Raw genomic sequence first — 22,260 nt, forward strand, 5'->3', positions numbered from 1 at the left:
TTGCAGTCCGAATTTTAGAAGTAGAGAAAAATGGCTAAAAGTAAAGGCAATAGAGTTCAGGTAATCATGGAGTGCACAGAGCACAAAGAAAGCGGCATGCCTGGAACATCTCGTTACATTACCACTAAGAATAGAAAGAATACGACTGAAAGGTTGGAATTGAAAAAATACAACCCGATTCTTAAGAAATATACAGTTCACAAAGAAATTAAATAATCATGGCTAAGAAGGTAGTTGCAACCCTAAAGAAAGAAGGCGGAGTTAAATACGCCAAAGTGATTAAAGCGGTGAGATCTCCGAAAACTGGTGCCTATACTTTTAAAGAAGAGATGGTTACTGAAGATATGGTTAAAACTGTCTTAGCTGACAAGTAATAATCAGATATAATATTATAAATTAAAGTCCCCTTGAGGGACTTTTTTGTTCACGCTAATTAAACTCGTACCATGGCATTATTTGGACTATTCTCAAAAGACAAAAAACAGTCTCTTGATAAAGGTTTGGAGAAAACCAAGGAGAATCTATTCTCCAAAATCGGAAGAGCCGTTGCCGGAAAATCTAAAGTAGATGACGAGGTTTTAGACGAATTAGAAGAAATTCTGATTACATCCGATGTTGGCGTAGACACTACGGTTAAAATTATTCAGAGAATAGAGGAAAGAGTAGCTCAAGATAAGTTTATGAATACGGCTGAACTTGATCGTATACTCAGAGACGAAATTGCTGCGCTTTTATCGGAGAATAATACTGAAGACTTAGCGGATTTCGAGATTCCAGAAAACCACAAACCACATGTGCTACTAGTAGTTGGGGTTAATGGTGTTGGTAAAACTACCACCATTGGTAAACTGTCTGCCCAATTTAAAGCTAAAGGTAAATCCGTAGTATTGGGTGCCGCTGATACATTTAGAGCTGCTGCCGTAGATCAATTGAAACTTTGGGGAGAACGTGTAGGCGTACCCGTAGTTTCCCATGGCATGAATACAGACCCAAGTGCTGTTGCTTATGATGCCGTGAAACAAGGCGTAGATACTGGTGCCGACTTGGTAATTATAGATACCGCAGGTAGACTGCACACCAAGGTAAACTTGATGAACGAGCTTTCGAAAATTAAGCGCGTAATGCAGAAGTTTATCCCCGAAGCACCACATGAAATTATGCTTGTTCTGGATGGTTCAACAGGTCAAAACGCATTTATACAGGCTCAAGAGTTCACAAAAGCTACAGAAGTTAGTGCCCTAGCCATTACCAAACTTGACGGCACGGCTAAAGGCGGAGTGGTTATAGGAATTTCAGACCAGTTCAAAATTCCAGTAAAATATATTGGTGTAGGAGAACAAGTGGATGATCTACAAGTCTTTAATAAAGCTGAATTTGTAGACTCTCTTTTTAAGAAAGGAAACTAATCCTTCATATACTCACCTATATTGTATCTCATATAGCGTTGTTGGGAAATATCATGCCCATATAACCAACCTCTTTCCTCATCTATCGCGAAGGAGGCCAAATTTTCAGTGCATTTTAGAACAAATTTTGGATTGCCATCCCAATCAAAAACTCGAATCTCAGTAGGAACGTCTTCGGTATCACCTCCTTTGCGCTCTCTACCATAGTACTTAATAAAAATATAATCTGTGGTAACCTTTACCTGCCCATAGTAACTTACAACCCCAACTAAACTATCCTTACCTCTTACAAAAATCTTTCTCGCATCGTATTCTTTATATATAGTAGGATTTGTGACTGACTTGACTAAATCACCATTAATCGAATAAATATCTAACCTGTCGTAATAATGAAAGGCTGCAGCGAATCGCTCCTGGTCTGGTCGCATCGCTAGATTGACATCATCTAAAACCGAAAAATATCTTTCACCTTGACGGACATCTTCTCTAGCTAAAAGCTTTGGGTATTGTCCGATATTCATAGTTGTATTATTTGTCACGATCACCATTGGGCTTTGATTCGTAGAAAGCTCAAAACCTGGTTGGTGTGCAGCAAAGGTTGAATCATCTAAAAAAAATAAGGCATTGTGAAAATCCAATTGGGGATCATGCCGGATCGATCTCTCAATTTCTATATCACCTTCGATCAGACTTGCTGTTAAATTGATAGCAGTCATGCGATATTGGGGTGGGTCATTCACCCATATTACGACCTCATCTGATTTTCGGTATGATTGACCAAAAAAATTAGCAGCTTGAAACTCATTCAAATTTCTACCCCTAAACCCAACACTACCCAAATACTCTAGTCCATCAGCGTCATAAACGGTTAAGTACCGTTTTAAGGAGTCACTTGAATTCTGCTTGCAAATAATATAATCATCAACCACATCGACAATCCAGCTAAGTTCATTCTCTAATACTCGCTCTCCTTTTATATCGTAGGTTTCTTCAAAAGTCAATTCGCTGAAATTTTTATCTACCTTGGTTTCGCAACCCAGCAAAAGAATAGCAGTGAGTGGTAAAATATATCTCTTCATCTTCAATCAATAAAGTAATTCATCAGCGATAAAAAAAGGAAGTTCTGTTTCAGAGGTCTTATTTAACTATCATATCAGCGTACAGAATAACGTCAAAAATCAGTGATTGCCACAATCAAACAAACATGGACGCTCGCGTACATTTTGCTGCACTTTATCGGTCAACCAGGGATGCTTATAAATTCTATATTACTCATTTTCAATTACTTACAACAATGGCACTCATATTGTAAGTACAAACACGGATAAAAATCATTTGTACACTAACGAACATTTATATGAGCGCAATCGCCATTCAAATCCCACAAATCTCTGGGGAACAAGATATTGAGGTAGAAGTAAAAGTTAACGGCAAGAAAATGTCTTACAATTATCGAGTGGAGGTTTTCCATTGGGCAGATTGTGACAATCCAAGTGATGATCGAGTCGACTGTATTAGACAAATTCTTGCAAAATATGATTCCGACTGGGAGCTTTACACCATAGGCATGCCTACTGATACACTTGTGCCAATCACCTTTAGAAGGAAAAGAGTTTAGTCCAATTACGCCTTAGTTACCCTCCTTTTATTTCGTAAATTTGCCTCACTAAATTGTAGCATGAAGGCGAAGGGACTGAAAAAAGATAAGGTTAACATTGTAACACTAGGCTGTTCTAAAAATCTAGTAGATTCTGAGGTGATGCTAACCCAACTCAAAGGGAATGGCATTGACACAACACATGAATCTTCAAATGATGATGCCAATATCGTCGTAATTAATACTTGTGGCTTTATAGACAATGCCAAGCAAGAATCAGTCGATACTATCCTTAGATACGTCGACGCCAAGGAAGAAGGCATCGTGGATAAGGTATACGTGACAGGATGTCTATCGCACCGATACAAAGACGACCTTGAAAAAGAAATTCCCCAAGTAGACGCTTTCTTCGGCACCATGGAGTTGCCTGCCCTGCTTAAAAAATTTAAGGCTGATTATAAACACGAATTAGTAGGTGAAAGAATAACAACTACTACTAATCACTATGCCTACCTAAAAATATCCGAGGGTTGTGACAGACCCTGCTCATTTTGTGCCATTCCTCTTATGCGAGGAAAACATCGGTCGCGCCCGATAGAAGAACTCGTTACCGAAGCAAAAAATCTAGCTAGAAACGGTACTAAAGAACTGCTTTTAATTGCTCAAGACTCCACTTACTATGGCATTGATATCTATAAAAAGAGGAATCTGGCAGAATTACTCAGGAAATTATCTGATGTAGAAGGAATTGAGTGGATAAGGCTGCATTATGCATTTCCCACTGGCTTCCCAATGGATGTGTTAGATGTGATGGCAGAAAGAGATAACATCTGTAATTATTTAGATATTCCACTGCAGCATGGTTCTACCAATGTTTTGAAGTTGATGCGTCGTGGGACAACTAGAGAAAAAACCGAGAAACTGTTAGCGGAAATGCGAAAAAGGGTGCCAGATATTGCCATTCGCACCACACTGATCGCTGGGCACCCGGGTGAAACTGAAGAGGAGTTTGAGGAAATGATGACTTTTGTAAAAGAGTCTAGATTCGATCGACTTGGGATATTCACATATTCCCACGAGGAAAACACCCACGCTTACACTATGGATGACAATATTCCTGAAGAGGTGAAACACGAGCGTGCTAACCGCGTAATGCAATTACAGGAAGAAATCTCTATGGAGATTAATCAGAATAAAATAGGCAAGACATTTAAAGTCTTAATCGATAGAAAAGAAAGCGGCAGCTTTATTGGAAGAACAGAACACGATTCTCCAGAAGTGGATAATGAAGTTTATATTGACGCTAAGAAACACTATTTGAGAATAGGCGATTTTGCGAATATTAGAATTACTGACGCTACAGAATTTGATTTGTACGGCGAGCCTGTAACCGATTGATTTTTATGAGTCACAACGGTGAAAAAAGGGATTTCGCCAAAGAATTACTATATGGATACAATAGAAGAAACGGATTGTTTACTGGCCAAAATACCATTTGAAAAAACGAACAGCTTTTCCAACTTTTTTCTAGATTACATCCAAGGAAACGAAAAATTAGCTTCTTTTCATAACGGACTTCCAACTTCAGACAACCTACTCAAGCAAATTGAGAAGCGAAACTTCCCTTCCAAGAATCGTGAAATACTCACACAAGTTTTAAAAGAGCAACATAGTTACTCAGAGCTCTCAAGTTTGACCAAAAAACACTTGGAAGAGCTCGCTTCTGAAAACACCTACACCATAACTACCGGCCACCAATTAAATATCTTCACCGGACCACTTTACGTCATTTACAAAATAGTATCCGTCATAAGAGCTTGTGAAGAGCTGAAGAAGCTGCGCCCCGACTGTAATTTTGTTCCTGTTTACTGGATGGCGAGTGAGGATCACGACTTTGAAGAAATAAGCCACTTTAGGTACAGCGAAAAAAAGTTTACATGGCATACCGACCAAACAGGAGCAGTTGGTCGGTTTGACCCTAAATCCTTAAAAGCCATTTTCGATGAAATCCCAGGCCTACCGAAATTCTTCTCAGAGGCGTATCTAAAAAGTAAAGATTTAGCTAGTGCAGTGCGTTCTTATATGAACCATTTATTTGGAGCATATGGACTTATAATTGTAGACGCTGATGACGTTCGTTTAAAGACTCTTTTCAAACCTGTGATATCAGATGATATCTTTCATCAAATCCCTGAAAAGGAAGTTAATGATGTGTCAGATCAACTAAATAAGCTCGATTACAAGACTCAGGTAAACCCTAGAGCTATTAACTTCTTCTACATGAAGGATAACATTCGATCAAGAATTATCAGGTCCAATAATGGATTTGAAGTTCTCGACCATGAAATATTCTTCACTGAGGATGAGCTAAAGACTGAAATAGATTCAAACCCTGAGCGGTTCAGTCCCAATGTGGTGCTCAGGCCACTTTACCAAGAAATCTTACTTCCGAATTTGGCTTATGTTGGAGGGCCTTCTGAGCTGGTCTACTGGTTACAGCTAAAAGGGGTATTTGATCATTTCAATACAACTTTTCCACTTTTAATGCCACGGAATTTTGCTGGTGTCTTGACGCCAAGGAACGTAGAAAAAATGCATAAGGCTGGCCTCAACTTTGAGGACCTTTTCAAAGAGGAAAACACACTTGTTCGCGAGAAAGTAGTAGAAAACACTGCTCATAAACTTGATTTGGAGGAGCAGCGAGAAAGAATTCAAAAGATATTCTCGGAGGCTCAAGATCAGGCAATACAAATAGATACTACCCTGGAAAAGTTAGTGCTAGCTGAACAGCGAAGAGCGGAAAAATCGATTGAGAAAATTGAACATAAAATCCTGAAAGCTGAGCGGAAGAACCAAGAGGTACTTGTTAACAGAATCTATAATCTAAAAGAGGCGCTATTCCCGACCGGAACTCCGCAAGAACGAAAAGATAATTTTCTGAACTTCTATTTACGGAATGATCAGTTTATAGAAACCTGCATGAACGCTTTTGATCCGCTAGACTATCAATTTCATTTGATCTTAGCCGATGAATAAAGAGGTACTCAGGTCCTTATTTCTCGATAAAAGAAAAACACTCACGATTTCTGAACAGAATCGACGGAATCAGTCATTATTACAACACGTCATTCAATTCTTGAATACCCCAAAGAACAATGGGAACTGCCATATATTTCTATCGATCGAAAAGTTCAATGAACCGAATACATGGCCAATATTTGAATGGCTTTTGAAATCGACCGATCATGAAGCTTTTCTTTCTAAGACTAATTTCAAAACCAAGGAACTCAGTCATTATAGGGTCGATCGACATACCGAAATTAAAAAATCAAAACTTGACATTCCCGAGCCTCTGGGAGGTATACAAGTAGATCTGACCATTCTAGATATTGTTTTTATACCATTGATATGCTACGACCTAATGGGCAACAGGATAGGTTATGGTGCTGGTATTTATGATAGATTCTTAAGCCAATTGAGACCTGAAACCAAAAAAATAGGTCTAGCCATTACCCCTCCACTAGACAACATCGATTATCACTCCATTCACGATATACCAATTGACTTGTGTATTAATCACTTAGGTATAGACTTTTGTCAAAGACCATAAAAAATGCCACCTCTAGTTAAAGGTGGCATTTGAATTTATGCGTTAAAATTATTGACTATCTCGAGCCAGTACTTTTTAACAACTTAATAGTTGATTTTCTAGTACCATTAGAAGCTGCTAAGATATAAACTCCATCAGGTGAGTTTGATAAATTAACTTCAAGCTGATCTCCAGAACTATAATTCTCAACTCCTCGAACCATAACTCTTTTACCCTCTGCATCGACGATTTGCATTTCAAAATCTCCGATAAATGCTGGAGGAAATGCCAAGTTAAATATACCCGATGCTGATGGGTTGGCATCAACCAAAATTCGTTGTGCCGATCTGGCTAGAGGATCGTCTATTGAAGTAATCACGTTCTCTATTGTGTAGGTTTCGGTGGCAGTGGCTACTCCGTCAAAAGCATTTCCAGCTTTGTCTACAATATCCTGAGCTGTCGCGAAATCTATTCCTAAGGTTCCATCCTCTAAAATATCAGTTACTATTACTTGATAGATATTTGCACTTACCTCCGTGACTGTTCCCACAGAAGCGGTTGGTGAACCAGCAGTTGTCACGAAATCTGTTACATCTACATTATCTACTCCTTCTGAGAAAGTAACTAAAAATGTTACCTCATTTTGATCGGTTAATTCGGTGGCTGGCACACTTCTACCAATACTGGCGGTAGGATTTGTGTTATCCGTAATTGTGAAAGTCTCTTCTGACAAGACTGTTCCAGAGAAGGCATTCCCTACTTCATCAGTAATATCAGCAGTACTTGAAACATCTAAGTTCAATTCACCGCTACCACCAATATTTGAAACTGTTATATCGAAAACTGTTCCTACAGTACTTTCAACAACATTCGTAATGACTCCACTCGCAGCACTAGCCGTTTCAAAATCTTCAGTACTCACATTTAGAACAGTTTCATCAAATGTCACCTGAAACTGTACAGTCGTTTGGTCAGTAGCAGCATCTGTTGGATCAAGGCGAGTTATAGAAGTTATACTCGGCCCTTGACCATCCAAGTTGATCTCTAGGGTATTAGAAAGGCCTGAACCTTCTTTACCGTTGATTTCAATTCTAACCTGATAAGTACCCCCATCAGTGATAGTCATTGTTTCACCTGTCTCTCCTTCTATATCATTGCCATCTTTAATCCACTGGTATGAAATCGGGTTTGGATTAACTGATGAGCCATTGGCTCTAAGGGTATATTCCCTCCCGTCAGTACTGATGGAGTAAAATGCCATAGCATTGAACCCTACATCATAACCGCCTATGAAAACACCGCTTCCATGCGTACTCGCCATTACAACACCATCGATTGGTCTTACACGCACGTTTGAAACCACTACGTTTCCGATGACATCAGCAGCTTGTTGCTCCCAATTAGTCTCGTCACCTTTCAATTCTTTTGTCATAAACAAACCAACAGAAGTAGCTGCGAAGTAATAATTTCCTCCGTTTCCATCAGGCATCACCTCAATATCTCTAATAGAAGGACCAGCGCCTGTACCATTAGCATTTTCTTCTAGATTACCCGAAATAGAAGACCATGTTTCGCCTCCATCTGAAGACATCCACAAACTCACAACGTTGTAGTTAGAAAATGAAATGAAAACTCGATCCGCATTATTCGGATCTATTGCTATGCCAGACACATTACCATTTGGCATGTCACCAGTGTCTACTGTTAGGATTTCAGTATCTTCCGTCAGCCCTCTTAGATCCTCTATTTTAAAAAGGCCTCCGCTTCTGGTACCAAAGTAAAGAATAGCTTCAGGCTGAACAGATGCTGTAATGGCCGAAACAGACTGATTGATTAACGTTTCTGGACCATCTAATTCAAGCCACTCACTTCCTGATGGATTCTGGCGAATATCATTGGTTGCAAATAGTTTACCTCTTCCAGAGATGAAGAATTGATCTTGGTTGATAGGATTGAAATTGAATGGGTTTACGAATAAGAAGCTTTCGTTAGCCCCACCAGGTGTAATCCCTACTCCATTTTGATAAGTCGTTCCAACCAAAGCATTTCTTTGGGTACTTCCATTTTGCGAAGATGTATACAAAGCATTGTAAGTAATAGCAGCGTATGCTCCATCACCACCTCGTACCAAGGACCAATCTCCCTGATCCTCACCGTTTAAACTGATGTAAGAACTATTATCTTGCATACCACCTACCACTTGAACATCTCCGAAGGCAGTCGTATGGATATTGGCATGATAGAATTGCGAAATAAGGTAGCCATTGTTCAAATCTTCCCAAACCACAGGAGTCGTTGATGTAGAACTACCTGTTTGTTGGTTGTCTCTTGTTAAATGTACTCCTCCATCTGATCCAGTTAGCATGATATTAGCATCTGAATCAAAAAATACAATCTCGTGCAAATCTGGGTGGTGATTTGGATAAGACGGGAAACTATTAGCGTTTCCATCTGCTCGATAACCTCCAATTTGATCATTGGTAGCAGCCGTTCCAAAACCGTTAGTAGACCTTAATAAGTTCGTACCACCAACAAAGACCACGCTTCCATCATCCGGATGAACCGCTGTAATGACGTCGTAAGCGCCTTGAGAATTATAGCCTTCTCCAGAATCAGTAGATACGTCAATAGACGAAGTTAAATCTGTAGAGGTGTCAGTAAGATCATTAAATAAGAAAAACTGATCTTCAGTCAAAAAGTAGACATTGTTCTCGTTGGCAGGGTCAATTCCAATTTCTATACGCGTCGATACATTGTCACGACCATCTAGATCAATCTCAGTCCAGTTAATTCCGTCATCGGACATGAACACGCCTTGTTCAGCGCTTGTACCATTATTGCTAGAGTTACCGATTGTCGCAAATACTTTACCACTTGAAGTAACTGCAACATCACACATATTACTACCAGTGTTGCTACCTCCAAGAACGACACTGTAAGTTTCAAATCCGTCCTCACTGCGAATGATTTGACTACCACCTGCTGCATAAATCTCAGTCCCAGTGTCATTTGAATAGTCAATTGCTAATTGCTCAACTCTAGTGAAATCTCCCAAGTCCGTAATAACGTCCGTACCTGATGTTCCCGGTACAGCTGTAGAAGAAATCAAAGTCCAACTATCACCATTATCTGTAGACTTGTAAATACCATTTCCTAAGTAGGTAGCTCCTGAAGCACTTGCTGAATTACCTCTAAATTCTCCAGTTCCATAGTACCACTCATCGGTTTTGCCTGACCTTCGGTCTTGAACTAGTGTAGTCGTAGCTGGATGTTGCTGCAGCGCTGTAGTTCTAGTCCATGTCGCACCCTGGTCAGTGGTTTTCCACATTCCGCCAGATACGCCACCGGCTAAGATTATATTCTCATCATCAATGTCTAGACCAAGTGCTCTTGTTCTTCCACCAATGTTGAAAGGTCCAACATTTCTGAAAGGTGCATCTTCTTGAGTGCCTGAAGCAGCGGACGGAATGCTGAAAGGGTTACCTGCATCTCGATAAGCGTTCAAAGACTTTTTAGCAAAGGCTATCTCCCTATTTTGAATACCCATAGGTACTTTTCCCGTAGCTGGGTCAATCAAGAGACTCGCCTCATATTCTGCCCTATCGATTGGATTTTCTAACTCATCCTCCTCGCCTTCTCCATCTTCTGCAGAAATATCTGCTTTTGCATCAAAGCTATATTTGATCAATTCTTGTTGCGCAACATCATTGCCGTCATTAGTCGTATAAATGAAGCCGACCGCCGCGATAAGTACAATAACAGTTAGTAGTATTTTTTTCTTCATAATAGGTGTTAATCGATAACCATGTTAATAATGAGCTTGTCCACACCTCTTTTGATTGGGGTGAAAGCATCTAAAACGACCTCGCTGTTTTTCTTGAATTTGACCTCGGTTGGTGTAAAAAGCACCACCTCTTCGCTTACATTTGGCGCTACTGTAGAAAAAGTATCGCCATACTTTAAGACTTCATTTACCTTAAACAAATATTCCCACCGATCACCAACTCGCTTACCTTTCGTCATCAGTTCTCCTTTTAATCGGATTACATCTTTATTCATATTGGATTTATAGGCTTGGATTGCCCCATTGGCATCAACTGAATAACCCTCTAACCCCTTTGTTGAAGAACAACCAACAACCGAAATCATGGCTATACAGAGCGCAAAACAGAGCTTACTTGTATTTGAAAAATATCTGTTCATTTAATAATTAATTAGTCTTGAAATATACAATATATCTCGCGTATTCAGAACCTAGAAGAGCAGGAGTATGACAAAGACCGCATTTTTTATTTCTAGTTTAAAATGATTTAGCCTCACCGCTTACGCATTCATACAACCAAGTATATTCTTTAGGTACCGATAATAAATCACCCTCACAGTCAATAGGCTAATAAACTTCTTTAAAGACTTGAGGTATAGGACCTAAATCTCCAAAGCAATTTGACCGACTAATCAACACTAAAAGCGATTAAGTTTATTAACTGGAAAATCATTAAAAGGAACGTAATGATCATTTGGCTTTCGAATGACAAGAAGAAAAAAGCTACTTATTGAATATACCGCGCACCATCTCCTTTTTCCCCGGTGGGCCAGGTAAAGTTTCAACACTCATTTCAATGGTAGCTAAGTCCCTTTTAAACTGACCTCGTGCACAATACGTCACCAATACAGCACCATCATTGAAGTTTTGTTTAAGTTGTTTTAATAATGATAGTTCCCACATTTCAGATTGCTTACTAGGTGCAAATGCGTCATAATAAATTAAGTCGTAAGAATCGGACGGCCTGAAGGACTGTAAAGTGGTTTGGTGTTTCGTAAAGGCGAATTGAGAGGTTAATTGTTGGCGTTCTCCCCAGTTAGCGTTATGTAAGTTCAGAAAATCGTTTTGAGACACCTGATCGGCTAGTTGCTCGTGATACTTCAACTGATCAATAATAGCCTGTGTAAGCGGATATGGTTCCAAAGTGGTATAATCGATAGAAATGCCACCGGCAATGTTTGTAAAACCTAAGGTTAGTAAAGCATTCAGTCCTGTGCCAAACCCCACTTCAAGAATGCGAATATGCTCCTTACCAGAATTGACTAAAAACTCCAGTCCGTGTTTTATAAAAACATGCTGCGACTCTGTAACCGCACCGTGCGTAGAATGGTAAGTTTCATTGAGACTTTCATGATATAATGATTGAGATCCATCACTCGTTTCAATGATTTTGATGTGGCTCATCCTTTCTGGATCAAAACAGTTGCATGTGCAGACACGCCCTCTAGTTTACCAACAAAACCTAACTTCTCCGTGGTGGTCGCTTTAATCGAAATATCTTCTATCGGAATGGTCATCACTTCGCTAAGGCATTCTTTCATGGCAGGGATGTGTGGATTAACTTTTGGTTGTTGTAAACATATGGTAGAATCAATATTTCCTACCTCATAGCCTTCTTCGCGGATAAGCTTCAGAACGTCTCGAAGGAGAATCTTACTGTCAATCCCCTTGTATTTAGGGTCCTGGTCTGAAAAGTGAAATCCAATATCTCGCATATTGGCTGCTCCCAGAAGCGCATCGCAAATGACATGAATAAGTACATCTGCATCCGAATGTCCTACTGCTCCATGCGTATGAGGCACTTTTATGCCACCTAACCAAAATTCTTCCCCCTCGGCCAACTGGTGAACATCATATCCATAACCTACTCTTACCTTCATAAGTGTTCGTTTTAAACTACAGTAATTAGCGTTTAGCCTTATACCGCATTACAGAAGCATTAGATTTCTGAAGTACTCTTTCTGCAGCTTCCTTTACATCCTTTGCACTAACAGAAGCCAACTTTTCTAATTCAGTGTTAGCTAAGTTGGCATCTCCAAGCATTTCAGCATAAGCCAAATTCATAGCACGATTGAGCAACTCCATTTCCGAAAAAACAATGGTCGACTCGGCTTTGTTCTTTACTTTTTCGAGTTCCTCGTCAGTAATGCTTGAATTTTTAAAATCTTCGATCAATTCCCAAATAGCCTCTTCTGCTTCTTCTAGCTCGAAGTTATCATTCAACTTACCTTGAATTACTAATAGACCGGGGTCGATCGATCCCATCACATAAGCACTTAAAGAATTGAAAATTGATTTCTCATCAACCAGCTTTTGATATAACCTACTAGACTTACCTCGACCTAAGACATCGCTCAATAAATCTTCGGCATGATAAGTTTCATCAACTCTTCCCGCCATATGAAAGGTCATATATAAGGAATCGACTGGCACGGCCTCCTCCACCTCCAACAATCTATATTCATCCTGAATAGGCTCTTTAGGTATCGTTCTGATTATTCGTTTACCCTCTGGAATTGGTCCGAACCACTTTTCCGACAATGTTTTAACCTGCTCTAAAGTAACATCGCCAGCCACTACTAGAACGGCATTATTCGGCACATAATAACGATAAAAAAAGTCCTTCACATCCTCCATCGTTGCCTTTTCAATATGCTCGATTTTCTCACCGATTGTAGGCCATCGATAGGAGTGTTCTTTGTAGGCGAGTGGTCGCAATTTTAACCAAACATCACCATAAGGCTGATTCAAATAGCGTTGTTTGAACTCTTCAATCACTACCGATCGTTGCACCTCCAACACCTTAGGATCGAAAGACAAGCTCAGCATCCTATCTGACTCTAGCCAGAAGGCAGTCTCAAGGTTTGCCGAAGGGATTGTGATATAATAGTTGGTGATATCATTAGAGGTAAAAGCATTATTGTCACCACCAACAAACTGAAGAGGTTCATCAAAAGCTGGAACATTTTTGGAACCACCAAACATCAAATGCTCAAAAAGATGAGCAAAACCAGTCTTAGACGGCTCCTCGTCTCGAGCACCAACTTTATACAATAGGTTAACTACGGCCATCGGAGAAGTGTGGTCTTCATGAACCAACACCTTCAATCCATTATCTAAAACAAAACTATCGAATGCTATCATCTCTGGAAGGTGAGCGAAATTAAAAATATGATCTATAATTTTTGCAATGCCATCATTACTTTAATTTTACCTTAGCTTATTCGACAATATGAGATTTAACAAATCGGGTTATTCCAACCAAGAACTTCTCCACTTATACGAGCAAATTCTTAGACCTCGAATGATTGAGGAAAAAATGCTCATTCTTTTAAGACAAGGGAAAATTAGTAAATGGTTTTCAGGTATTGGTCAGGAGGCAGTGTCCGTTGGAGCAGTCAATGCCATAGCACAAGACGAATTCATTTTACCCATGCACCGTAACCTTGGCGTGTTCACCGGTCGAAATGTACCCTATCAAAGACTTTTTGCTCAATTTCAGGGGAAAATGAGCGGTTTTACAAAAGGACGAGATCGCTCTTTTCATTTCGGAACCAGGGCACACCATATTGTCGGCATGATATCCCATCTTGGCCCACAAATGGCGCTAGCAGATGGTATAGCTTTTGCCAATAAACTAAAAGCTGAAAACAAAGCTACATTGGTTTTTACCGGCGACGGTGCCAGTTCTGAAGGTGATTTCCATGAAGCCCTAAATGTGGCAGCCGTATGGGACTTACCCGTGATCTTTGTCATTGAAAATAATGGCTATGGCCTTTCTACGCCGAGTGAGGAACAATTTAGATTCAAGCACTTTATAGATAAAGGGCCTGCATATGGTATCAAAGCGGTTCAAGTAGATGGTAATAACCTATTGCAAGTGCACAAAACCATCAAATCACTGGCCGAAGAGATCCGCAAAGACCCCAAACCAGTAATTCTAGAAGCATTGACTTTTAGAATGAGAGGGCATGAAGAGGCTAGTGGCACCAAGTACGTTCCAAAAGAATTAATGGACAGTTGGGCAAAGAAAGACCCGGTTGAAAACTTCGAAAAGTATTTGATTAAACAAGGCATACTGACTGATGACGTCATTAGTTCGATAAGGCTTAAAATCAAAGAGGATATTGAAACTGGATTGGATTTGGCGTATGCCGAAGACTTACCAGAGGCTTCGACTGAAACTGAGGTTACTGATCTTTTCTACCCATTTGAACAGAAAATTCACTTGCCGATCGAATCAAAAAAGACCGAAAGACGATTTGTTGATGCTATTTCTGATGGATTGCGGCAAAGCATGGAAAAGTATGACAACCTAGTGATAATGGGACAAGACATAGCCGATTATGGCGGTGTTTTCAAAATCACTGAAGGTTTTACTGATCTTTTCGGTAAAGATCGAGTGAGAAATACCCCGCTCTGTGAATCAGCAATTATTGGTACAGGATTAGGCTTATGTATAAATGGCTACAAAGCCGTAGTGGAGATGCAATTCGCAGATTTTGTCACCTGTGGATTCAATCAAATTGTGAATAATCTAGCCAAGATTCATTATAGATGGGGTCAAAATGCCGATGTAGTTGTGAGAATGCCTACAGGAGCAGGTGTTGGAGCTGGCCCTTTTCATTCACAATCGAATGAGGCTTGGTTCTTCCATACACCAGGTCTAAAAATAGTATACCCTTCTAACGCCGAAGATGCGAAAGGCCTACTCAATGCAGCTATAGAAGATCCTAACCCTTATTTATTCTTCGAACACAAGGCATTATATAGGTCGCACAGCCAAGAGATACCGACGGACTATTACACTTCTGAAGTTGGAAAAGCATCCATGGCTAGTGTCGGTAACGACTTGACCATAGTTACTTATGGAATGGGGGTTCACTGGGCTATTGAAGCTATGAAAGAAATTGAAGGTGTTTCCGCGGATATTATCGATTTAAGAACTCTTTTACCATGGGATAAAGAGGCAGTTGCGGCATCTGTGAAAAAAACTAATAAAGTTTTAGTCCTTCATGAAGATACGCTAATAGGTGGTATTGGGGCTGAAATAGCTGCTTGGATCAGTGAACACTGCTTTGAATATCTTGATGCACCCGTGAAACGAGAGGCCAGTCTTGATACGCCAGTTCCATTTAGTCAACCACTAGAAGCAAACTTTTTACCTCAAAAAAGACTTTTAGATAAGTTGAAGCATTTAATCTCCTATTAATCATGTTTTGGAAAAAGAGTAACAAGTCTAATGAAGGCGTCAACTGGCACGAACTATCAAGTGTTAACCAACTTGATTCTTTAATTGAAGAAAGTAAAGAACAGCCAGTTCTGATCTACAAGCACAGCACACGATGCAGTATTTCAAGCATGGTTTTAGACCGTTTGGAAAGAAGCTGGTCAAGTGAGGGCAATAATATTAAGGCCTACTACTTGGATCTAATCTCATTCCGGGACGTTTCAAATGCGATTGCCGAGAATTTCGGAATATATCACGAGTCTCCACAAGTGATCTTACTTAAAGATGGCAAAGCCACATTCAATGCCTCGCACATGAGTATTTCTTTTAGTGCCATAAAGGATCAGGCATAAAAAAAGCCCCGAATAAATTCGGGGCTCGATATATATTACAATCTAATTGTCCAACATCCGTCTATCCAGACTCTACGACCATTAACTCTTTGGTAGTGACCTGCAATCCATCTGTGATTTGCTCGTCTGATGGCCCAACGACCTTCAACCCAAACATCTCTTCTTAACCTAGGATTATAAGACCAGTATCCAGCCAACCAGATGTGTCGATTACTAGGTCTATAACCTCTATTAACTAGTATTCTTCTTCCTCTTCGGGCGTCAAAATCGTAGTAGCTGCGATTATTTCTGCGTGTATCAGCATAACCGTAATTTGTCCATCCTCGGTCTCTCGACACCCTTCTATCAACTACACGGACTACCCTATCGGCTCTGCGATTGTTCTTAACGTAAGCCTTATTGTTACGTTTGTTATTCCTGATATTGGAATTCCTATTATTTCTGGAATTGCGAAGATCCGCATCCCTTCTATTATTCAAGGTCGCTTCCTTTCTTGGGCTTCGATCATCCGATCTTTTACGCTGTGCCAGTACTTCAACTGACAGACCAGTGAATAATAGTATCGCTAATGTTAGTAAAGCTTTTTTCATAACCTTGATATTTAAGTTCTAAAATAAATTCAAGGCCCGGACCATAATTAATGCATTGACCTACACTAATCCATTACCATGCCAAAAAGCAATCGGAGCCTCAAAAAACACCTACTCATACCAGCATATAATTGACTAAACGCCATAAAAAAAGGACCAAAAAGGCCCTTCATACGTTTGACAAAAACTATTAAAGTTATTGCTTAGTCCAAATTTCTCGAATAGGGTTTCCAGTTGAGCTTAATCCACTGTGATCCCATTTATCACCATTTACTTTGTAGTCAAAGCTTAAATCCGCTCCCACCCGATCTGGGTTTTTAGAAAAGAACTCAATGTGCTCATTGTACTTTCCGTCCTTCAGCACAACCTTTCCACCACCAGTACCTGAAAACTGTTTGCTTTCTGGGTTAAAAGCTACCCACTGAAATCTCGAGCCTGTAATCATCTTAATCGTTTTTCTAGCTCCTAGTCTCATGGCTTGCATTTCCCCATTTCGCATTCTATCAGTAATGCGCCAAGCACCTGCAAGATCTCCATCGCCATTATCTATTCTGGTTAATACCATGGTAAAAGAATCGCCCGAAGACTTAAATTCTAGCGTCGCCTTTTTTCTGTTCATAGAAGCGGTAACTTCATAATCGGTCCCAACATTTTCTTTATCCCAAGTATTAAATTCTGTGGTGTAGGAAATCTTATCTCCCATTATTTGAATGGCACCCCCTCGGCTACCGACAAACTTTTTAGAATCAATATCAAATTCTGTATAAAAAGCGTAAGGAGACTCAATTAAAAGTACGCCCCTGTGGTCCAGTTTTTCACCGTCTACAGTTTGTATTTCCCAAGCACCCTCGAGTGCTTCTGCTAAATCAGCCTCTGAACGATGATCCGATGCAATTAAGAAGACTGAAAAAGTAAGTAAGGATAGTAAAGCTTTCATAATCTTAAAATTTATATCAAAATACCCGATCTAAGCTCAAAAAAGAATGATGAATCCTACGAAAGGCCTAAATTTGATGTGAAGAATCAAACCTGATAGATGCAGTGGTGAAAATTACTTGGAAATAAAATTGCAACTCTTTGTAATTATTTGAAATACACCTATCTTTGCATCCCAATTTAGAAAGCACAGATTAAATGGCAAATCATAAGTCCGCGTTAAAAAGAATTAGATCAAACGAAGCAAAGCGTTTGAGAAATAGATATCAGAGTAAAACAACTCGTACCTATATCAAAAGGCTAAGAGGTACATCTGATAAAGGCGAAGCACAAGAGCTTTTGAAGAAAGTAGTTGGCATGTTGGATAAGCTTGCAAAGAAGAATATCATTCACAAGAACAAAGCTGCTAATAACAAGTCTAAATTGACTAAGATGGTAAACAGTCTTTAAGACTTAAGAAATTCAATGAAACCGAATCACTACGTGATTCGGTTTTTTTATGTCTTTTACAAATTAATTAATATATTTTGTCATATCTTTTCAGTATATATTTACTGAATGGATGAAAAATTAAATATCTCAAGCTGGGCCCAGTCCGATCAGCCACGAGAAAAACTTCAAGAAAAAGGTAAATCCGTTCTCTCAGACGCAGAACTCATAGCCATCTTAATCGGTTCTGGCTCACAATCGTTAAGTGCCGTCGACCTTTCCAAACAAATACTTACATCCGTCAGTAACGACCTCAATAGTTTAGCTAGACTAAGTGTATCAGAACTTAGAAAATTCAAAGGCATCGGCGCAGCCAAAGCCATATCAATAGTGAGTGCTCTAGAACTCGGTCGTAGAAGAAAAAACAGATCGCTAGAAAACAGGTTACTAATCAAGAGCGCCAAAGATGTCTACGACCTAATGATCCCTGACTTACTAGATCAACCAACTGAGCAGTTCTGGATACTTATTCTCAACAGGAGCCATACCCTCATTTGCAAGAAACTAGTCAGCTTAGGTGGCATTTCAGGTACGATTGTCGACCCTAAAATTGTATTCAAAACAGCTTTGGACAATTTTGCCAGTAGCATAATCCTTGTTCATAATCACCCTAGCGGAAACCTTAATGCGAGCGAGGCAGACCTTAAAATAACTAACAAAATAAAGGAAGCAGGAAAACTACTCGAAATCAACGTTATCGACCATATCATATTTACAGATCATGGTTTTTTTAGCTTTTCTGATCAAGGCATTCTTTGACCGGAATTGATCACTAATAATTTCCTTTTCAGTGCAGTGAGGGCTAACTTCGCAGGAGTATAAACCGGCCTGTGATGGCTTTATGTATGAAGCGAAATAACATTTTTGGAATCTTAGTTGTTGCCATCGTTGGGATTACCATTCTGAATTTTCTGACGGTTGGTGAAAGTACAGAAGACTACATAGAGCGATTAAACACCGAACGCAAAGACAAAAATGGGTTTATGGTCTCGAGCACCTCACCATTAAAGGAAGAAGACCGCCGAAATTTTAAAGGTTTAAACTACTTCCCAATTAATGAGGATTACAAGGTAACAGCAAGACTGACCCTTTTAGAAAAACAAAGACCGATATTCATACCATCCACAACTGGTGAAGAATTGAAGTACATTCCTTTTGGCTATGCCGAATTTGAGCTCAACGGAGCTCCCCAGAAAGTATTGATCTATCAGGATTGGGAAGAAACGGACCCCAATAAATTATCGCTAATGTTTGCTGATGAAACGAGTGCATTTCAAACCTATGGTGGCGGTCGATACATTGATGTCATGTACAGAAATACAAATGCGGTTACCATAGACTTTAACACGGCCTACAACCCTTACTGTCATTTCAACGAGGAATATAGCTGCCCCATTCCACCCAGAGAAAACATATTAAAAATTCCTATTGAGGCTGGCGAGAAGCTTTATAAAATTGAATAAACCGTTAATTGAAAAAGCTAAATCCTTAATTTTGGCATTCCGCTAATCGGATCAATTCAATACTTATGAAGATTTCCCTTAATTGGTTAAAACAATACATTGACTTACCTGAAACACCTCAGGAAATCAGCAAGCAGTTGACAAGCTCAGGATTAGAAGTAGAGGGTCTTGAAGAAATCGAAAGCATTAAAGGTGGATTAAAAGGTCTTGTTATTGGCGAGGTACTTACTTGTGAAAAACACCCTGGAGCAGATAAGTTGAGCATTACCACCGTAGACATTGGCCAGGATACACCAGCGCCTATTGTATGCGGCGCTCCAAATGTAGCAGCTGGACAGAAAGTTGTAGTAGCGACGGTAAATACTATGCTTTACCCAGCTGGTGGCGATCCATTTAAAATAAAAAAGGCAAAAATCAGAGGTGAGGTTTCAGAAGGTATGATTTGTGCCGAAGACGAAATTGGTCTGGGTAGCGGACACGATGGTATTTTAGTTTTAGACACTGATTTACCGAATGGCACACCTGCCAGTACATATTTCAAAGTAGAATCGGATTTCGTTTATGAAATTGGTCTTACACCAAACAGAGCGGATGCTGCATCACATTTAGGCACGGCTAGAGACCTGAAGGCGTTGTTTAATCGAGAGGTAAAACTTCCATCGATTGAGGAATTTAAAATCGACTCCGAAGAAAAGACCATTAAAGTAAGTGTTGAAAATACAGAAGCCTGCCCAAGGTATTCTGGGCTTACCATGACGGGGCTTACCGTAACCGATTCTCCTGATTGGTTGAAAGCTAAACTTAATGCCATTGGGATAAACCCGACCAACAATGTAGTGGACGTTACGAACTACGTTTTGCATAGTTTGGGCCAACCAATGCACGCCTTTGATGCCGATGCAATAACCGGCAATGAGGTCATTGTAAAAACACTACCAAAAGACACCACTTTTACCACGTTAGACGAAAAAGAAAGAAAACTATCAGCACGTGACTTGATGATTTGTAACACCGAAGAAGGCATGTGTATCGCTGGAGTATTTGGTGGTATTAAGTCAGGCGTTACCGAAAGTACAACGAGTATCTTCTTAGAGAGCGCTTATTTCTCACCTGATTACATTAGAAAAACCGCGCAAACGCATCAACTAAAAACAGATGCCAGCTTTAGATATGAGAGAGGTACCGATCCAAACATTACCGTTTACGCGCTAAAATATGCAGCCTTACTTATCCAAGAATTAGCTGGTGGTAAAGTCACTTCCGAAATCACCGATATCTATCCAGAACCGATAGCAGATTTCAAAGTGCCTGTTAAGTATAAAAACATCGATAGGCTGATTGGTAAAGCCATCGGTAACGAGAAAATTGATGCAATACTCGAATCTTTAGATATTCAGCTCACTGATCAAACTGGGGAAGGCTTCACAGCAGTTGTGCCTGCTTATCGAGTTGATGTACAACGTGAAGCTGATATCGTGGAGGAGGTATTGCGAATTTACGGCTACAATAATATTGAGCTAAAAGACACCCTTAGTAGTTCTTTCCTTTCAGAATTTCCACAAAGAGATTCGGATGCGATCCAATTAGAAGTTTCAAGAATACTTTCAGGCGCTGGTTTTAACGAGATCGTGACTAACTCATTGACCAAAAAAGCTTATTCAGAAAGCACCTCTAGTTTGGCCGAAGAAGAAAATGTGAATATCCTCAACTACCTCAGTGAAGAGTTAACTGTCATGCGCCAAAGCCTTCTTTTTAATGGGCTTGAGGTTATCGATAGAAATATCAAGCGAAGACAAAACAACTTATCTCTGTATGAGTTTGGAAGAACTTATCATAAAGTCAACGATAAGTATAAAGAGCATGAACGTCTAGCAATTTTCATTACGGGTGAAAACTTAGAAGAAAACTGGCAAGAGAAAAAACGCCCAGTTCAATATCATGATCTTTCGCAGATCATTAGCCAACTGCTTGACAAATTTGGTGTAAAACAATACGATGTAAATCCAGTCGAAAGCGATATTTTTTCATATGGCTTAACAATTTCGACTCGTAAGAAGCCATTAGTGTCATTGGGCAAGGTAAATGCCAAATTAGCCGCTAAAAATGAGGTGAAGCAGGAAGTATTTATGGCTGACATAGATTGGGATTTCATGAAGAGCATTTATCCACTCTCTGTAGACTATAAACCGCTATCAAAATTCCCAGAAGTTAAAAGAGACTTATCATTAGTAGTTGATAAAGCCATAAATTTTGACCAGATTAGACGATTGGCAATGAAACTAGAGCGCCAGCTGATCACTCGATTAAATGTTTTTGATGTTTATGAGGGTGACAAAATCGGTGAAAACGAGAAAGCTTACGCGATTAGTTTCTTTTTACAAGACCAAGAAAAAACGTTGAACGACAAAGTAATAGACAAGACCATGAGTAGGCTTATGCATGGTTTTGAAAAAGAACTTGGCGCAATAATTAGAAAATAATGGCCGCTGATACAATTGATAGCAAACTTCAAAATCTTGAGAATAACCTCAAGATACTTATCCAATCTCGCGAGGCCGATAAAGAAGCTAAACTTCAATTGCAGCAGCAAAACGAACAACTTCAAATAGAAATTGAGACCCTTAAGGGTCAACTAACTGATTTTCAAAATCAGTATAAAATCGCTAAAATTGTATCTAGCACAACAGTAGAGAAGGAAGAATCTACTGAGTTGAAACATAAGTTAAACGAGTATATAAAAGAGATAGACAGGTGTATTGCACATCTGAGCTAAGCCAATAAATA

At 39.6% G+C, this 22,260-nt stretch carries 22 protein-coding genes; 14 read left to right on the top strand and 8 right to left on the bottom strand.

Annotation, left to right across the window (positions count from 1 at the left end; genetic code table 11):
• Window positions 1-30 precede the first annotated feature (30 nt).
• From rpmG to ftsY, 3 genes are all read left to right on the top strand, one after another.
• A complete protein-coding gene (gene rpmG, locus BFP71_RS01590) occupies window positions 31-216 on the top strand; it encodes a 50S ribosomal protein L33 (protein WP_069833707.1) in 186 nt (61 codons plus the stop codon).
• A 2-nt stretch (window positions 217-218) separates the two neighbouring features.
• Window positions 219-374: a DUF4295 domain-containing protein gene (locus tag BFP71_RS19120; RefSeq protein WP_088124825.1), complete on the top strand. Its 156-nt coding sequence runs from the start codon at window positions 219-221 to the stop codon at window positions 372-374.
• A gap of 72 nt (window positions 375-446) precedes the next feature.
• Complete coding sequence (ftsY, locus tag BFP71_RS01595; RefSeq protein ID WP_069833708.1) at window positions 447-1,406, top strand: signal recognition particle-docking protein FtsY; 960 nt, start codon at window positions 447-449, stop codon at window positions 1,404-1,406.
• Here ftsY and BFP71_RS01600 read toward each other — a convergent pair.
• Window positions 1,403-2,485, bottom strand: a complete 1,083-nt coding sequence (locus tag BFP71_RS01600; RefSeq protein ID WP_069833709.1) for a BF3164 family lipoprotein — start codon at window positions 2,483-2,485, stop codon at window positions 1,403-1,405. The two genes, ftsY and BFP71_RS01600, sit on opposite strands and share 4 nt — an antisense overlap.
• A gap of 278 nt (window positions 2,486-2,763) precedes the next feature.
• On the opposite strand from BFP71_RS01600, the gene BFP71_RS01605 reads away from it, so the two are divergent.
• Genes BFP71_RS01605 through BFP71_RS01620 form a run of 4 tightly spaced genes read left to right on the top strand, consistent with a single transcriptional unit; the run spans window position 2,764 to window position 6,613 of the window.
• Window positions 2,764-3,024, top strand: a complete 261-nt coding sequence (locus BFP71_RS01605; protein ID WP_069833710.1) for a hypothetical protein — start codon at window positions 2,764-2,766, stop codon at window positions 3,022-3,024.
• Between the two features lie 60 nt (window positions 3,025-3,084).
• The gene (gene rimO, locus BFP71_RS01610) at window positions 3,085-4,401 is read left to right on the top strand and encodes a 30S ribosomal protein S12 methylthiotransferase RimO (protein WP_069833711.1); all 1,317 of its coding nucleotides are present in this window, start codon (window positions 3,085-3,087) and stop codon (window positions 4,399-4,401) included.
• 51 nt (window positions 4,402-4,452) lie between these two features.
• Window positions 4,453-6,039 carry a bacillithiol biosynthesis cysteine-adding enzyme BshC gene (bshC, locus tag BFP71_RS01615; protein WP_069833712.1) on the top strand — a complete coding sequence of 529 codons (1,587 nt, stop codon included), beginning with the start codon at window positions 4,453-4,455 and terminating at the stop codon, window positions 6,037-6,039.
• Complete coding sequence (locus BFP71_RS01620; protein WP_069833713.1) at window positions 6,032-6,613, top strand: 5-formyltetrahydrofolate cyclo-ligase; 582 nt, start codon at window positions 6,032-6,034, stop codon at window positions 6,611-6,613. Before bshC ends, BFP71_RS01620 begins: the two co-directional genes overlap by 8 nt.
• Before the next feature lie 55 nt (window positions 6,614-6,668).
• Here BFP71_RS01620 and BFP71_RS01625 read toward each other — a convergent pair whose 3' ends face one another.
• The 5 genes from BFP71_RS01625 to BFP71_RS01645 form a co-directional block, all read right to left on the bottom strand.
• Window positions 6,669-10,376 carry a T9SS type A sorting domain-containing protein gene (locus tag BFP71_RS01625; RefSeq protein WP_069833714.1) on the bottom strand — a complete coding sequence of 1,236 codons (3,708 nt, stop codon included), beginning with the start codon at window positions 10,374-10,376 and terminating at the stop codon, window positions 6,669-6,671.
• A gap of 8 nt (window positions 10,377-10,384) precedes the next feature.
• The gene (locus tag BFP71_RS01630; RefSeq protein WP_141719651.1) at window positions 10,385-10,795 is read right to left on the bottom strand and encodes a hypothetical protein; all 411 of its coding nucleotides are present in this window, start codon (window positions 10,793-10,795) and stop codon (window positions 10,385-10,387) included.
• A 343-nt stretch (window positions 10,796-11,138) separates the two neighbouring features.
• The gene (gene mnmD, locus BFP71_RS01635) at window positions 11,139-11,819 is read right to left on the bottom strand and encodes a tRNA (5-methylaminomethyl-2-thiouridine)(34)-methyltransferase MnmD (RefSeq protein ID WP_069833716.1); all 681 of its coding nucleotides are present in this window, start codon (window positions 11,817-11,819) and stop codon (window positions 11,139-11,141) included.
• Window positions 11,816-12,295: a 2-C-methyl-D-erythritol 2,4-cyclodiphosphate synthase gene (ispF, locus tag BFP71_RS01640; protein ID WP_069833717.1), complete on the bottom strand. Its 480-nt coding sequence runs from the start codon at window positions 12,293-12,295 to the stop codon at window positions 11,816-11,818. Before ispF ends, mnmD begins: the two co-directional genes overlap by 4 nt.
• Before the next feature lie 25 nt (window positions 12,296-12,320).
• Entirely contained in the window at window positions 12,321-13,559 is a 1,239-nt protein-coding gene (locus tag BFP71_RS01645) for a M16 family metallopeptidase (RefSeq protein ID WP_069833718.1), read from the bottom strand.
• A gap of 88 nt (window positions 13,560-13,647) precedes the next feature.
• Here BFP71_RS01645 and BFP71_RS01650 point away from each other — a divergent pair, with 88 nt between their 5' ends.
• Window positions 13,648-15,627, top strand: a complete 1,980-nt coding sequence (locus tag BFP71_RS01650; RefSeq protein ID WP_069833719.1) for an alpha-ketoacid dehydrogenase subunit alpha/beta — start codon at window positions 13,648-13,650, stop codon at window positions 15,625-15,627.
• Between the two features lie 2 nt (window positions 15,628-15,629).
• The gene (ytxJ, locus tag BFP71_RS01655; RefSeq protein WP_069833720.1) at window positions 15,630-15,998 is read left to right on the top strand and encodes a bacillithiol system redox-active protein YtxJ; all 369 of its coding nucleotides are present in this window, start codon (window positions 15,630-15,632) and stop codon (window positions 15,996-15,998) included.
• Between the two features lie 35 nt (window positions 15,999-16,033).
• On the opposite strand, the gene BFP71_RS01660 is transcribed toward ytxJ, so the two are convergent.
• Both BFP71_RS01660 and BFP71_RS01665 read right to left on the bottom strand, forming a co-directional pair.
• Window positions 16,034-16,588: a YXWGXW repeat-containing protein gene (locus tag BFP71_RS01660; RefSeq protein ID WP_069833721.1), complete on the bottom strand. Its 555-nt coding sequence runs from the start codon at window positions 16,586-16,588 to the stop codon at window positions 16,034-16,036.
• 196 nt (window positions 16,589-16,784) lie between these two features.
• Window positions 16,785-17,525 carry a membrane or secreted protein gene (locus tag BFP71_RS01665; protein ID WP_088124826.1) on the bottom strand — a complete coding sequence of 247 codons (741 nt, stop codon included), beginning with the start codon at window positions 17,523-17,525 and terminating at the stop codon, window positions 16,785-16,787.
• Between the two features lie 197 nt (window positions 17,526-17,722).
• On the opposite strand from BFP71_RS01665, the gene rpsT reads away from it, so the two are divergent.
• The 5 genes from rpsT to BFP71_RS01690 all read left to right on the top strand — a co-directional run bounded on the left by rpsT (window position 17,723) and on the right by BFP71_RS01690 (window position 22,249).
• Window positions 17,723-17,974: a 30S ribosomal protein S20 gene (gene rpsT / locus BFP71_RS01670; RefSeq protein WP_069833722.1), complete on the top strand. Its 252-nt coding sequence runs from the start codon at window positions 17,723-17,725 to the stop codon at window positions 17,972-17,974.
• A 108-nt stretch (window positions 17,975-18,082) separates the two neighbouring features.
• The gene (gene radC / locus BFP71_RS01675) at window positions 18,083-18,772 is read left to right on the top strand and encodes a RadC family protein (RefSeq protein ID WP_069833723.1); all 690 of its coding nucleotides are present in this window, start codon (window positions 18,083-18,085) and stop codon (window positions 18,770-18,772) included.
• Between the two features lie 74 nt (window positions 18,773-18,846).
• Window positions 18,847-19,476, top strand: a complete 630-nt coding sequence (locus tag BFP71_RS01680) for a DUF1684 domain-containing protein (RefSeq protein ID WP_088124827.1) — start codon at window positions 18,847-18,849, stop codon at window positions 19,474-19,476.
• A gap of 65 nt (window positions 19,477-19,541) precedes the next feature.
• Window positions 19,542-21,956, top strand: a complete 2,415-nt coding sequence (gene pheT / locus BFP71_RS01685; RefSeq protein ID WP_069833725.1) for a phenylalanine--tRNA ligase subunit beta — start codon at window positions 19,542-19,544, stop codon at window positions 21,954-21,956.
• Entirely contained in the window at window positions 21,956-22,249 is a 294-nt protein-coding gene (locus BFP71_RS01690) for a hypothetical protein (RefSeq protein WP_069833726.1), read from the top strand. Before pheT ends, BFP71_RS01690 begins: the two co-directional genes overlap by 1 nt.
• Window positions 22,250-22,260 lie beyond the last annotated feature (11 nt).

It is taken from the genome of Roseivirga misakiensis, assembly GCF_001747105.1.
Classification (GTDB): Bacteria; Bacteroidota; Bacteroidia; order Cytophagales; family Cyclobacteriaceae; genus Roseivirga; species Roseivirga misakiensis.

Coding starts and splice junctions, on each gene's coding strand:
- rpmG (WP_069833707.1), top strand. CDS start 31: ATGGCTAAAAGTAAAGGCAATAGAGTTCAGGTAATCATGGAGTGCACA.
- BFP71_RS19120 (WP_088124825.1), top strand. CDS start 219: ATGGCTAAGAAGGTAGTTGCAACCCTAAAGAAAGAAGGCGGAGTTAAA.
- ftsY (WP_069833708.1), top strand. CDS start 447: ATGGCATTATTTGGACTATTCTCAAAAGACAAAAAACAGTCTCTTGAT.
- BFP71_RS01600 (WP_069833709.1), bottom strand. CDS start 2,485: ATGAAGAGATATATTTTACCACTCACTGCTATTCTTTTGCTGGGTTGC.
- BFP71_RS01605 (WP_069833710.1), top strand. CDS start 2,764: ATGAGCGCAATCGCCATTCAAATCCCACAAATCTCTGGGGAACAAGAT.
- rimO (WP_069833711.1), top strand. CDS start 3,085: ATGAAGGCGAAGGGACTGAAAAAAGATAAGGTTAACATTGTAACACTA.
- bshC (WP_069833712.1), top strand. CDS start 4,453: ATGGATACAATAGAAGAAACGGATTGTTTACTGGCCAAAATACCATTT.
- BFP71_RS01620 (WP_069833713.1), top strand. CDS start 6,032: ATGAATAAAGAGGTACTCAGGTCCTTATTTCTCGATAAAAGAAAAACA.
- BFP71_RS01625 (WP_069833714.1), bottom strand. CDS start 10,376: ATGAAGAAAAAAATACTACTAACTGTTATTGTACTTATCGCGGCGGTC.
- BFP71_RS01630 (WP_141719651.1), bottom strand. CDS start 10,795: ATGAACAGATATTTTTCAAATACAAGTAAGCTCTGTTTTGCGCTCTGT.
- mnmD (WP_069833716.1), bottom strand. CDS start 11,819: ATGAGCCACATCAAAATCATTGAAACGAGTGATGGATCTCAATCATTA.
- ispF (WP_069833717.1), bottom strand. CDS start 12,295: ATGAAGGTAAGAGTAGGTTATGGATATGATGTTCACCAGTTGGCCGAG.
- BFP71_RS01645 (WP_069833718.1), bottom strand. CDS start 13,559: ATGATAGCATTCGATAGTTTTGTTTTAGATAATGGATTGAAGGTGTTG.
- BFP71_RS01650 (WP_069833719.1), top strand. CDS start 13,648: ATGAGATTTAACAAATCGGGTTATTCCAACCAAGAACTTCTCCACTTA.
- ytxJ (WP_069833720.1), top strand. CDS start 15,630: ATGTTTTGGAAAAAGAGTAACAAGTCTAATGAAGGCGTCAACTGGCAC.
- BFP71_RS01660 (WP_069833721.1), bottom strand. CDS start 16,588: ATGAAAAAAGCTTTACTAACATTAGCGATACTATTATTCACTGGTCTG.
- BFP71_RS01665 (WP_088124826.1), bottom strand. CDS start 17,525: ATGAAAGCTTTACTATCCTTACTTACTTTTTCAGTCTTCTTAATTGCA.
- rpsT (WP_069833722.1), top strand. CDS start 17,723: ATGGCAAATCATAAGTCCGCGTTAAAAAGAATTAGATCAAACGAAGCA.
- radC (WP_069833723.1), top strand. CDS start 18,083: ATGGATGAAAAATTAAATATCTCAAGCTGGGCCCAGTCCGATCAGCCA.
- BFP71_RS01680 (WP_088124827.1), top strand. CDS start 18,847: ATGGCTTTATGTATGAAGCGAAATAACATTTTTGGAATCTTAGTTGTT.
- pheT (WP_069833725.1), top strand. CDS start 19,542: ATGAAGATTTCCCTTAATTGGTTAAAACAATACATTGACTTACCTGAA.
- BFP71_RS01690 (WP_069833726.1), top strand. CDS start 21,956: ATGGCCGCTGATACAATTGATAGCAAACTTCAAAATCTTGAGAATAAC.